Here is a 13600-nt window from a genome sequence, read left to right on the forward strand (position 1 = left end):
AGAAACGATTCTTAAGAAAAACAAAAAACCATTAAGAAATTAAGGAAATCAAGTATTGAAACTCAAGAAACTTAACTACTTAATGGTTTAAGTATTTAAAAAATAAAATAAATTATCCTCCGAAATCGTCGAAACGAATATTTTCTGGATCTAAACCAAAGTCTTCACCCATTTTTTGAACTGCTTTGTTCATCATTGGTGGTCCACAGAAGTACAATTCAATATCTTCCGGGTTTTCGTGTTTAGATAAGTAATTATCAATTACTACATTGTGGATGAAACCAACAAAACCATCACCTTCACCGTCTATACCATCTTTCACTTTCCAGTTGTCTTCCGGAAGTGGCTCAGAAAGTGCTAAATAGAACTTAAAGTTAGGAAAATCTTTTTCCAAAGCTCTAAAGTGATCTGTATAGAACAATTCGCGTTTAGAACGACCTCCATACCAATAGGTAACTTTTCTACCTGTTTTCACAGTTCTGAAAAGGTGATACAAATGCGAACGCATAGGAGCCATTCCGGCACCACCACCCACGTACAACATTTCAGCTTCTGATTCGTTAATAAAGAACTCTCCATAAGGACCTGAAACGACTACCGGATCACCTGCTTTTCTAGAGAAAATATAGGAAGAAGCGATACCTGGATTTACTTTTGCCCAACCATTAATATTTCTATCCCATGGTGGTGTAGCTACACGCACGTTCAACATGATTTTTCTTCCTTCGGCAGGGTAAGAAGCCATTGAGTAGGCTCTTTCTACCAAGTCGTCATTTTTCATTACCAATGGCCAAAGATTGAATTTATCCCATTCAGCTTTGAATTTATCTGGTTCACCCGGATGTTCTACCGGATGTGCTGTAATATCAATATCTGAATATTTTACTTCACATTTAGGAATTTCAATTTGGATATAGCCCCCCGCTTCATAATGCATATCTTCGGGTAATTCTACAATGAATTCTTTAATAAAGGAAGCAACACTGTAATTGGAATACACTTTAGCTTCAAATTTTTTGATACCAAAAACTTCTTCCGGTACTTCAATAACCATGTTACTTTTTACTTTCACTTGGCAACCCAATCTCCATCCTTCAGCCAATTCTTTACGGCTAAAGTGAGGAACTTCAGTAGGTAGAGCTTCTCCTCCACCATCTAAAACTTTACATTTACATTGGATACAAGTTCCACCACCACCACAAGCCGATGGTAAAAATATTTTACTAGAACCTAAAGTAGATAACAAAGTGCTTCCCGAACCTACTTCAATTTCGTTTTCTCCGTTAATTTTAATTTTTACAGGACCAGAAGGTACCAACTTAGCTTTGGCATAAAGAATAATTCCAACCAAAGCCAATAATAAAATCATAAAGGCAATAACGGTAGTGGAAATTAACCCACCTGTACTAACTTCTAATGCTATCATTATTCCTGAATATTATTTGTTAATGAATCATTTACTGTTGCAGCTGAATCAATGATTTCTAAAGCATTAGAAATTTCTTCTGATGGAACTACATTTTCAACTACTTCTTTTTTAGGAGCAGGTTCATCTCCACCGGTTAACATACCACCAAAAGACATAAATCCGATAGCCATTAAACCTGTTAAAATAAAAGTCATTCCTAATCCTCTAAAAGCCGGAGGAACGTTAGAATATCTGATTTTTTCGCGAATGGCACCAATAGCAACAATAGCTAAAAACCAACCAATACCAGAACCTAAACCATACACGGTAGCTTCAGTAATATTACCAAACTCTTTTTGTTGCATAAACAATGAACCTCCAAGAATCGCACAGTTTACAGCGATAAGTGGTAAAAAGATACCTAATGAATTGTATAAAGCCGGTGCAAATTTTTCAACTATCATTTCTACCAACTGTACCATTGTGGCAATGGTAGCAATAAACAAAATAAAAGTTAAGAAACTTAAATCGTAATCGGCATATTCTTCACCCATCCAAACTAAAGCACCCGGACGTAGAATGTATTGGTCTAACAAATAGTTTAACGGTACAGTAACCAACATTACGAAGATTACGGCCGCACCTAAACCAACTGCGGTTGATACTTTTTTAGAAACCGCTAAGTATGAACACATCCCTAAGAATGTGGCGAATACCATATTATCAATAAAAATTGATTTTAAAAATAACTCTAATAATTCCATTTTCTTAGTGTGTTTCTATTAAGTTTTTATTTCTTGAGCGTTGGAAACCAATGATTAATCCTAATGTAATCAAAGCCATTGGAGCCAACAACATAAAACCGTTGTTTTCGTAACCGGTTGAATACAACCAAGTTTTGTTAACTGGATCACCTAAAAGAGGATGACCTAGATAAGTTTTACCTAAACCAAATAAATCTCCTGAACCTAACAATTCACGGAAGAATCCAACGATTACTAATATTAAACCGTAACCAGCCGCATTTCCTACACCGTCTAAGAACGATTTCCAAGGAGTGTTACCCAAGGCAAAGGCTTCAAAACGACCCATGATGATACAGTTGGTAATAATTAACCCTACGAAAACCGAAAGTTTCTTAGCTAAATCCGGCACATAGGCTTTTAAGGTTAAATCCACTATAATTACCAGTGCAGCAACTACAACTAATTGAGCAATGATACGAATGGAGGAAGGAATTACATTACGCATTAAAGAAATAACCACGTTACCCACTCCCAATACAAAAATTACAGACAAAGCCATAATTACAGAAGCGTTTAGTTCGGCAGTAATTGCTAAAGCAGAACAAATTCCTAATACTTGAACCGTAACGGGATTGTTATCCGTTAAGGGGTCTTTTACTAATCCGATGTTTTTCTTTGAAAACAAAGGTTCTTTTTCTGATGTATTAGCCATGGTTTATTTTTTTAATGTTTCAAAATAAGGCAAGTATAAACGAATGCCAGAGTTAATCATTGCTCCAACGCCATTTCCGGTAATAGTTGCACCTGAAATAGCATCTACTTGATTATCTGTTTTATCTTCATTGTTAGGGTCACCGTTTGATTTAGAAATTTCAATTCCTTTGAAATTTCCGGTAGCATCAAAAAGGTTTTCACCTTTGAAGTCATCTCTAAAGAAAGGTTCAGTGATATTAGCCCCTAAACCTGGAGTTTCGGCTTTGTGATCAAAATACACTCCATTTAAACTTTTCAAATCGTCATTAATGGCAATATAACCCCAAATGGCATCCCAAAGACCATTACCTCTAACCGGTAAAATGTAAATGGTTTTCCCGTCTTTTTCAGCTACAAATAAGGGTAAACGTTGCGTTTGTCCTTTTTTGGCAGCTTCTTGTTCTTTTTTTACATCAATTAAATAAGCCATAGCATCATCAGCCACCTCAGTTCCGGTGATTACTTTTTGCTCTTTAATATATTGTGTAAACATTTCAGAAGCATTAGAGCGATTTGCATCAACACCAATAGCTGATAAAATATCAATCTGAGCTTTTACTTGATCGTTCTTCACACGTAGGTCTTTGGTGAAATTGGCAAAGAAAGCCAACAACGCCCCTACCACTACAACTAATACTACCGCAAAAATTATAGTATATCCGTTTGAATCTGTACGTTTTGACATAATATTAGGTAGTTTTAACTTTTAAACGTTTCATTCTTCTTTTCACATTCGCTTGTACCACATAATGGTCAATCGTTGGAGCAAATACATTCATTAAAATAACCGCCATCATAACTCCTTCTGGGTAAGCCGGATTGAAAACGCGAATCATGATACTGAAAAATCCGATTAAAAAACCGTATATAATTTTTCCGGTTGCTGTTTGTGCAGCAGATACCGGATCGGTAGCCATATAAACGATACCAAAAGCAATACCCCCAACAATTAGATGTTGCCAAAATGGGAATGCCATCAAGCTGTAGAATTTACTGGATTCAGTAATTACTCCGGCATCTACAATATTATTAAAGATTAACCCCATAACGGCTGCTCCAACTACTGCAGAAATCATAATTCTAGCACTTCCGATTCCTGATGCAATTAAGATTGCGGCACCTACTAAAATCAAGAACGTAGAAGTTTCACCTACTGAACCCGGGATAAATCCAAAAAACATATCGGAAACAGAATAGCCTACTTCTTTGTTTGCGGCTAAAGTACCTAAAATCGTTTCACCTGAAATAGCATCTGTTCCGGCAGCATTTTTTACTCCGTCAACTGCTCCATGCACCCATACTTTGTCTCCAGACATCCAAGCTGCCCAGTTAAAGAACAAAAACGCACGAATAGTAAGGGCCGGATTTAAAATATTCATCCCGGTACCTCCAAACAATTCTTTACCGATGATTACACCAAAAGCAACAGCAACAGCCAACATCCATAAAGGCAAATCAATAGGCATAATTAACGGAACTAACATTCCGGTTACCAAATATCCTTCTTCAACCTCATGTTTTTTTACAGTTGCAAAGATGAACTCAATACCAAGTCCAACTCCGTAAGAAACGGCAAGCATGGGAATGATTTTACTAAAACCAACCCAAAAGTTGTCAAGGTTCCAGAATTCGGTTGAAAAAAATGACATTCCGGAAGGAAAACCATTAATTTGACCGTAATGTTGAAACCCAGCATTAAACATTGCAAAAATCAACACCGGTACCATTGCCATGATTACCGTGTTCATTACCCTTTTCAAATCCGCTGCATCTCGAACATGAGCACCGGAATGCGTAGTAATATTGGGCATATAAAGAAAAGTATGCAAGGCGTTGAAAGACTGTTCCATCTTGGTTCCGCGGTACTTTTCTTTTAAATTATGTAAATTTTGTTTTAAACTCATTTTTGTGATATTTTAAGTTGAAATGAATTAACCCACTTCTTTAATCATTACATCCAATCCGTTTCGTACAATATGTTGGTGGTCTTGTTTTGACACACATACATATTCCGTTAGAGCAAAATCTTCCGGTGCTACTTCATAAATACCTAAAGCTTCCATTTGATCGATATCTTTTACCAAAATAGCTTTCAATAATTGCATCGGATAAATATCAAGCGGACACACTTTTTCGTACTCTCCGGTTAACACAAAACCTCTGTGTTCCCCATTAGTATTGGTATTCAAATCGTATTTTTTACCAGGTGTTAAGAATGAAAACATTCCGGCACGGTATACGCTGAACTTGTTGGGTCTTGGTAAATTCCATCCAAAGAAATCATAATCATCTCCTTCAGGAATGGCTGTTATCTGAGTATGATAAAACCCTACACCATCTGTAGTCGCTTTTTTATCACCGGTTAACACATCGCCACTGATGATTCTGAAATTTCCATTTTTTAAATTGGCATTCACCACATCAGCTACTTGAGCTCCCATTTTGGCTACTACATAACTCGGTTTTTCAAACCCGGTACCTGCAAGAGCCAATGTTCTTTCTAAGTTAACTTTTCCGGTTAAGAATAATTCTCCAATGATGGCAACGTCCTCAATTTGAACCACCCAAACTTTTTCACCTTTGTTAATAGGGTCAATGTGAGCAATTTGAGTAGAAACCAAACCAATTGGGTGTTTTCCGTAACCTTTGTGTACTTCGGCTTTGATACCCTCCGGCATAAAGTCGGCATTTGGCAAAACCGTTACATGTACTTTTCCGGAAGTTAGTTTTTGCAAGGCATCAAAACCGGCTTTTAAAGCTTCTTTCTTTCCTTTCAATGTAAAATTCAAATCAGACGCTAAAGGTGCAGAATGAATGGCAGAAACAAAGATGGATTTGGGAGTATCAGCCGAATTTGCAATAACATCATAGGGACGTTGTTTAACAAATGGCCAACAACCCGATGCCAATAAGTGCTCTTTTACTTCTTCCGTTGATAAATCATTTGGATTTTTTGGACTATGCTCTACAAAAGTATCCTGAGCATCAGCTAAGATAGTGATTTCCAAAATCACTCTTTTTTCACCTCTTTTGATCTCTTGGATTTTTCCGCTTACCGGAGAAACAAACTTTACTTTCTCATCAGATTTAGAATAGAAAATAACCTCGCCGGCTTTCACACTTTCGCCTTCTTTTTTTACCATTTTTGGCACAACACCATGAAAATCAGAAGGTTTGATAGCATAGACTTTCGAGCGGGCTATCTCAGAAATTTGTAATTCTGCCTCACCCTTCAACTTAAGGTCTAAACCTTTTTTAATTCGAATGTCTTTGGACATATTTATGAAGATATAATTAGTAAATAGTTTACATAATTTCAAACGGTGCAAATTTAAAAATTTTAATACAATTGCTCTATTGAATTAACAAATGTCTAATGGATTTTTATTTATTTATAATCATTTTAAATAACACGAGTGAATTCCATTAGGTTCTAAGTTCAGAAAAAGTAAAAAAAACATAAAAAAGACCCAAAAGAGAGGCCTTTTGAACCGCAAAACAAAATATGGCATTCTTTATGTATACAATTTGTAGTATATTTACATTTCAAATAAAACGGAATTTATGCTAAAAAAAATAAGTACTCTACTAGGAATTGTTTTTTCTTTTGTTCTTTATGCTCAACCGGAACAAGAAGTAAATCCACCTTATAATATTAAAACGATTAGTTTTATTCAAGCCAATCAGAATGTAATTCCCATTTTTAGACTAGGCGATTCATTTCAATTTGTTTTTGATGACCTCTATGGAGACGAAGCCAATTATTACTACACCTTAACTCATTGTGACTACGATTGGAAAAAATCGCAACTCAACATCAATGAATACCTACAAGGTTTGGACAACCAAAGAATTATTGATTATCAAAACTCTTTCAACACGTTACAACTTTACTCGCATTACCGAATAACTTTTCCCAATCAATTTACCCGAGGATTTAAAGTAAGTGGGAATTATATGTTGAAAATTTGGAATAACAATCAGGAATTGGTTTTCTCCAGAAAATTTATCCTATATGAAGATTTAGTAGCCGTACCCATGCAAGTAAGAAGTGCAAGAGATGTTAGGGTTTTAAACCAGAAACATAATTTAGAGTTTACAATAAAACCCAACAATCTATTATTGCAAAATCCGGTACAAAATGTAAAAATCTTATTACTTAAAAATGGAATTTGGAATACCGCCATTACCAATATCAAGCCCATGTTTACCATAGGAAATGATTTGGTTTACAAATACGACAAAGAAACCCAATTTTGGGCCGGAAATGAGTTTCTGTTCTTTGACAACAAAGACCTTCGAAATGCCGTAAACAGCATAAGATCTATTGACCTAAAAGGGATATACAACTCCTATCTATTTACCAATCAAACCAGAGGAGCAAAAGATTACACCTATTTCCCGGATGCCAATGGAAACTTTGTTGTAAGAAGCGTACAATCAAGAGAAGATGTGAATACCGAAGCCGATTATGCATGGGTGTTTTTCAGTTTGGAAGCACCTTCCTATTTTGGCAAAAAAGACATTTACATAACGGGTATGTTTAATAATTATGCACTTACCCCCGAATATAAAATGGATTTCAACAAAGATAAAGGCATTTATGAAAAAGCATTAATTATCAAACAAGGCTTTACCAACTACCAATTTACATTGGCAGACTCCAAAGGGATTGTAGATGAAGCAAACGCTCTTGACGGCAATTATTTTCAAACTGAAAACAACTATTTTTGTATGGTGTATTACAGAGCCAACAACGACCGTTTTGACCGAGTTATAGGCAAAGGTATTGCAAATTCTACCGACATAATCAAATAAAATGCCCGAAGAAAGACAAATTAAAAATTACAGAGGCATCAAATGCACCAATTGCAATCATCCTTTGGATGTGTCTGACAAATATTGCCCAAATTGCGGTCAGAAAAACTCAACCAAAAGACTTTCTATTAAAGATTTTGTAGATGAGTTTCTGGCCAACTTTTACGCTTATGATTCCAAAATCAAAAGAACGGTAGTTTCATTATTTACCAAACCCGGCAAAGCAGCTCTAGAGTTCACCCAAGGTAAAAGGCAATTTTATGCCAATCCCTTTAGGTTTTATCTAAGCGTATCGCTCGTCTTTTTTATTTTAAGTGGAATTACTCAAAAATTCTCAGATCAAACTATAGTCGATTTAGACCAAAGTAAACTGTACAACTCAACCCCTATTGATTCCTTAAAAAACAACCTACAAGAAGCCCTAAACGATTCAATTGCAGCAAATCAAGACGAACTAAACCTCAAAGATTCCGTTATTAACAAAAAAACAAAACTGTACTCAGAAAAAGAACTTGAAAAATATTCTTTCTTTAGAAGAAATATTCTTAAAATTAAAACCTATTCCAACTTTTTAGACATTTCAAAAACAACCTATCCACCCAAAATATTAGACACATTAAAGCACGATAACACAAAATGGAATAGATACTTATTAAAGAAAACCTATCAATTTTCCAAAATCATGATGTCTGATAAAAACGGAAAATTAGGAATAACCGATTATTTTAAATTTTTAGAAGATAAAATCCCTTTCATTCTCTTTATTTCTCTTCCATTTTTAACCATAGTTTTTGCTCTCATCTATATAAGAAAAAAACTGTACTATGCCGAGCACATGGTATTGGTTTTCAACCTAATGACTTTCTTATTCCTACTCCTTTTGTTTGATGAAATCATAAATCTGTTTATTGATTTCGACCTCTCTGTATTAATTCTACTAGGTTATCCTTTTTATTTTTACAAAGCATTAAGAAATTTTTATCAACAAAGTAGATGGAAAACAATTTTAAAATTTGTAATTTTGACTTTCATTTTACCAATAACTGCTTCATTTGTAGCACTATTCGTAATGCTTGTGGGTTTTTTATTTTATTAATATGGTTTCTCAAATTACAAGAGGCATTAAAATTTCGGTTTCTACTAGTTTTGAAGGTACTTACTTTAAAAACTATAAGCTTCACTTTGCCTTTAGTTACCATATAACTATAGAAAATCACAGTAAAGACTCTGTTCAACTCATGTCACGTCATTGGGAAATATTTGATTCTTTAAACCATGTAGAAGTTGTCGATGGCGAAGGTGTAATCGGGAAAAAACCGGTTCTCAAACCCGGAGAACACCATACTTACAGTTCCGGTTGCTTACTTTCTTCCCCTTTCGGAGCGATGAAAGGTCATTTTAATATGATTAATTTCACCACTACCCGAAACTTTAAAGTAATTGTTCCTACTTTCAAACTTAGTGCTCCATTTGCTTTAAATTAATTTTTAAAAGCTATTCCCGCTATTCGTTTCAAGCTTTTGTTCAAAAACCTTTTTTCTAAGGTCTGTCCCGATTGCTATCGGGACTTCCTAATGTTGCTCTGCCAAACCAAGAAAAAATAGCTTTTATTCGCAAAAGGCTTCCTGCCTACCGGTAGGCTTGGCCCACTTCTATTGGGGCTAAGCGAGAGTGCTAACAATTCCCTAAAATAGAAACCGAGTTGTAAAAAATTCAAAAAAACCTTTGTACTTTTGTGTTCTATTACATAATTCACATTGAAAGAATTATTTAATTACCAAAATGTCTATTAATCAAATAACACTCTTATGTTAAAAGGATTTTTTCACGTACCCAAAGCCATCAACGAACCCGTAAAAGCATACGCACCCAACAGTCCGGAAAAAGCAGCCGTATTAGCCGCTTACAAAGAAATGTGGAATACCCAAATCGATGTACCTTTATATATTGGTAGCGAAGAAATTCGCACCGGAAACACGCGTAACATGAGTGCCCCTCACGATCACAAACACATCGTTGGCACCTATCATTTAGCCGAGAAAAGTCACATAGAAAAAGCCATCGCAAACGCATTGGAATCCCGAAAAGCTTGGGCTGCCATGCCATGGGAACAACGTGCTGCCATTTTCTTAAAAGCAGCCGAATTAATTGCTGGTCCGTATCGTGCCAAAATCAATGCTGCCACCATGATTGCTCAATCTAAAACCATTCACCAAGCCGAAATTGATGCTTCGTGTGAATTGATTGACTTTTTGCGTTACAATGTGGAATTCATGACACAAATATATAACGACCAACCTACTTCGGATTCTTCCGTTTGGAACCGTGTAGAATACCGTCCGTTAGAAGGATTTGTATATGCCATCACACCATTTAACTTTACTGCAATTGCCGCCAATCTTCCTGCTAGTGCTGCCATGATGGGCAATGTGATTGTTTGGAAACCAAGTGATAGCCAGGTGTTCTCTGCCAAAATTATCATCGATGTTTTCAAAGAAGCCGGTGTTCCGGATGGCGTGATCAATGTTGTTTTTGGGGATCCCGTGATGATTTCAGATATTATATTCGACCATCCCGATTTTGCCGGAATTCATTATACCGGTTCTACGTTTGTTTTCAAAGAAATCTGGAAAAAAATAGGCACCAACATTCATAAATACAAAACCTATCCAAGAATCGTTGGCGAAACCGGTGGAAAAGATTTTGTTTTGGCTCATCCAAGTGCCAACGTAAAACAAGTGGTTACCGGATTAATTCGTGGAGCATTTGAATTTCAAGGACAAAAATGTTCGGCTGCATCTAGAGCTTACATCCCTAAAAGTTTGTGGTCTGCTGTTCATGCCGAATTGAAATCGGAAATGGCTACCATCAAAATGGGTTCTCCGGAAGATTTTAGTAATTTCTTCACGGCAGTTATTCACGAAGGCTCTTTTGATAAATTGGCCAAATTCATCGACCAAGCCAAAAAAGATACTGATGCCGAAGTAATCATTGGTGGTAATTATGACAAGTCTGTGGGGTATTTTGTTGAGCCTACGGTTATTTTAACCACCAATCCAAAATACGCCACCATGGAAACCGAATTATTCGGTCCGGTTCTGACAATTTACATTTACGACGATGCAAATTGGAAAGAAACTTTGAAATTGATTGACGAAACCTCGGAATACGCCTTAACCGGAGCGGTTTTCAGCCAAGATCGTTATGCTATTACAGAAGCTACTCAAGCCCTAGAAAATAGTGCCGGAAACTTTTACATTAACGACAAACCAACCGGAGCCGTAGTAGGAATGCAGCCGTTTGGGGGAGCTAGAGCATCAGGTACCAATGACAAAGCCGGTTCGGCACAGAACTTATTGCGTTGGGTTTCGCCTAGAACTATCAAAGAAACGTTTGTTACTCCAGAAAATTACAGATATCCATTTTTAGGATAAATTAAGTCTTTTTCAAAAATATATAGAGTCCGAATGTTAAATCTTCGGACTTTTTTTTATTTTTATGGTGAAATTTCAAAACAATTCAAAACCATAAAACACTGCCAATGAAAACAAAAATTACATGTATCGCCTTATTTTCCGCTTTAATTTCATTTGCCCAAAATGGAGAATATGATTTGTTAAGAGAACACACCCAAACGAAGATTCTTTACAATCAAGTTTTTGAAATCTCTAAAATCACAACACAAGAACGAAAAAAGGTTTCTACCCAATACTTTAAACAAGTTTATCATGAAATCCAACGTGCCGATTTTTTAAAACGATTGCCGGAATACCAAACCTTAAAAAAGCAAGCCGATGAAGCTTATTTATCAACGGAAATTCCATTGGCTCTACTGATTTCAGAATTTGAAACGTTAAACCCTGAAGCGATTACACAAGGAGCGATTGTCAAAAACAATTCGAAATATAGTGTTATCAATCCTCAATTTAAGCTTTTCCAAAATCATCAAACCACATTGATGGCACCTTTGGTTAGCAAAACCAAATTTTCAAATATTTCTTTAATTTTAAAAGAAAAAAACATTTACAATACCACTTCAAAATCTATTGCGTCTATTCATTACAAAACTGGTAATCAAAATCAATGGAACGTTTTGATTCCGAATCAGCCTTTTGCAATGCAATTGAACTCAACCGATGAAAATCAAATTCATTTTCGAGTTACTTTTACTAATGGCGATTCTAAGACCATCGTATCTTCGATTCAGTTGGAGAATCAACCAAAAAATTCGTTTAGAGAAACTCATGCCATTCAAGCAACTACAATTACAAGCACTATACCGTATCAAGGTTTTGGGGAAAATCAAGCTTATTTTGGTCAAGGAGAATATGAGATCTTTTTAGATAACGTAGATCAAGTTTTAGACAAACCCCTATTTGTGGTTGATGGTTTTGACCCCGGTGATACTCGAAATACAACCGCCATTTACAGTTTATTAAACTTTGGAAACACTGGTGAAAACTTAGCCGACTTGGTGAGAAATGAAGGATTTGACATAGTTGTTGTAAACTTTCCAATATACAGTCCGCAAACCGGAATTACCATTGATGGCGGAGCCGATTTTATTCAACGAAATGCATTCGTTTTGGTTGAAATTATAAACCAAATCAACTCGCTCAAAGTTGGCTCACAACCCAATGTAGTAATTGGCCCAAGTATGGGTGGATTAATCTCGAGATATGCTCTCCGTTATATGGAGCAAAACAATTTGGTTCACGACACCCGACTTTACATTTCTTTTGATTCGCCACATTTGGGAGCAAATGTCCCTATTGGATTCCAACATTTATTCAACTATTTGGCATTTGGTCCGGTTGGAGACGTAGCTTTACAAGAAGTGGTAAACGGTCTTCTCAGAAGTCCAGCCGCAAAACAAATGCTGGTAGACCATCTTGATGGCCATTTGCAATCTGGAAGCACAACAGAGTTTAACAATGCCATTCAACTTCCTACGGGTGCTCCAAATTTTAGGAATGCATTCCAAAACGAGTTGAATACCATGGGTTTCCCAACGCAAACCAGAAATGTATCTATATCTAATGGAAGTGGAAATGGAACCACAACAGGAACTCCGGGCATGTTTGTTTTAAATGATTTTATTATCAATGCTTCTGCAACAGAACGTGCTCGCATTGATTTACGTTTTACTCCTCCAGCCGGTGTTTCCAATCAATTGGTAAGTAGATTTAGAGCTCAAACGCTTTTGTTTTCAACTTGGATTACTTTACTTACCAGTCAAGCCAACTCTGCCTCTCCGGCTACTTCGTCAGGGTTTGATTCAGCTCCGGGAGGTACATTTTCATTTGGAGATTTTGCTGGAGGTCCGGATGCCGACCCGCTCATTGAAGATTTTATTGCCAATCTAGAAATAGACCGTTTTTGTTTTATTCCAACCTTGAGTTCATTGAGCATTTCAAATCCCAATTGGTATAGTTCAGTTCCCGGGGCATCAGCAACTCCATTTGCGGCCATTTATGTGCCCACAGTAAATGAAGATCATGTTACCCTTACCCAAGGAAATGTTACATTTGCTTTAAACGAAATTTTGAACGAACCGTTAACCCTTGAAGAACCTAATTGGAATGAAAACATAGTTATCAAAAACCCAATTAAAAATACGATTGAAATGTATAGTTCAAGCTTACTTTCAAACGCAACGGTTTCTATTTTTGATGCTTCCGGAAAAATAATTTACACTCAAAAAAACATTTCATTTGAAGGAAATCATCAATTGGATATCAATCTTTCAAACGGATTTTACTTGATTAAAATTGAATCTGCCCAGAGAAGTTTTGTACAGAAATTGATTAAAAATTAATTTTATTCTCATAAAATTTAGCCACGAATGCACTAATAAATTTGTGCATTCGTGGTT

Annotated in this window: 11 protein-coding genes; 5 read left to right on the forward strand and 6 right to left on the reverse strand. The window is 36.1% G+C overall.

Annotated elements, in window-relative coordinates:
• Positions 1-112: 112 nt before the first annotated feature.
• Genes nqrF through V7M80_RS08110 form a run of 6 tightly spaced genes read right to left on the reverse strand, consistent with a single transcriptional unit; the run spans position 113 to position 6185 of the window.
• Positions 113-1426, reverse strand: coding sequence for an NADH:ubiquinone reductase (Na(+)-transporting) subunit F (gene nqrF, locus V7M80_RS08085; RefSeq protein WP_333695324.1), 1314 nt, complete (start codon positions 1424-1426; stop codon positions 113-115).
• Positions 1426-2172: an NADH:ubiquinone reductase (Na(+)-transporting) subunit E gene (gene nqrE, locus V7M80_RS08090; RefSeq protein ID WP_333695325.1), complete on the reverse strand. Its 747-nt coding sequence runs from the start codon at positions 2170-2172 to the stop codon at positions 1426-1428. The genes nqrF and nqrE overlap by 1 nt, the downstream gene beginning before the upstream one ends.
• Before the next feature lie 4 nt (positions 2173-2176).
• Positions 2177-2866, reverse strand: coding sequence for an NADH:ubiquinone reductase (Na(+)-transporting) subunit D (locus tag V7M80_RS08095; protein ID WP_333695327.1), 690 nt, complete (start codon positions 2864-2866; stop codon positions 2177-2179).
• A 3-nt stretch (positions 2867-2869) separates the two neighbouring features.
• On the reverse strand, positions 2870-3592 hold the full coding sequence (gene nqrC / locus V7M80_RS08100) for an NADH:ubiquinone reductase (Na(+)-transporting) subunit C (protein WP_333695328.1): 723 nt from the start codon (positions 3590-3592) through the stop codon (positions 2870-2872).
• Positions 3593-3596: 4 nt separating this feature from the next.
• Positions 3597-4811, reverse strand: a complete 1215-nt coding sequence (locus tag V7M80_RS08105) for an NADH:ubiquinone reductase (Na(+)-transporting) subunit B (RefSeq protein WP_333695330.1) — start codon at positions 4809-4811, stop codon at positions 3597-3599.
• A 27-nt stretch (positions 4812-4838) separates the two neighbouring features.
• Entirely contained in the window at positions 4839-6185 is a 1347-nt protein-coding gene (locus tag V7M80_RS08110) for a Na(+)-translocating NADH-quinone reductase subunit A (RefSeq protein WP_333695332.1), read from the reverse strand.
• 286 nt (positions 6186-6471) lie between these two features.
• Between V7M80_RS08110 and V7M80_RS08115 the strand changes: the two genes are divergently transcribed.
• The 5 genes from V7M80_RS08115 to V7M80_RS08135 all read left to right on the forward strand — a co-directional run bounded on the left by V7M80_RS08115 (position 6472) and on the right by V7M80_RS08135 (position 13543).
• The gene (locus V7M80_RS08115) at positions 6472-7725 is read left to right on the forward strand and encodes a type IX secretion system plug protein (RefSeq protein ID WP_333695334.1); all 1254 of its coding nucleotides are present in this window, start codon (positions 6472-6474) and stop codon (positions 7723-7725) included.
• A 1-nt stretch (position 7726) separates the two neighbouring features.
• Positions 7727-8821, forward strand: coding sequence for a DUF3667 domain-containing protein (locus V7M80_RS08120; RefSeq protein WP_333695337.1), 1095 nt, complete (start codon positions 7727-7729; stop codon positions 8819-8821).
• A gap of 1 nt (position 8822) precedes the next feature.
• Positions 8823-9209 (forward strand): Co2+/Mg2+ efflux protein ApaG, encoded by a 387-nt coding sequence (gene apaG, locus V7M80_RS08125; RefSeq protein ID WP_333695339.1) that lies wholly within the window; start codon positions 8823-8825, stop codon positions 9207-9209.
• 324 nt (positions 9210-9533) lie between these two features.
• A complete protein-coding gene (gene pruA, locus V7M80_RS08130) occupies positions 9534-11159 on the forward strand; it encodes an L-glutamate gamma-semialdehyde dehydrogenase (RefSeq protein ID WP_333695341.1) in 1626 nt (541 codons plus the stop codon).
• A gap of 107 nt (positions 11160-11266) precedes the next feature.
• On the forward strand, positions 11267-13543 hold the full coding sequence (locus V7M80_RS08135) for a T9SS type A sorting domain-containing protein (protein WP_333695343.1): 2277 nt from the start codon (positions 11267-11269) through the stop codon (positions 13541-13543).
• Positions 13544-13600 lie beyond the last annotated feature (57 nt).

Origin of the sequence: Flavobacterium sp. (assembly GCF_036759525.1) — a bacterium.
Lineage (GTDB): Bacteria > Bacteroidota > Bacteroidia > Flavobacteriales > Flavobacteriaceae > Flavobacterium.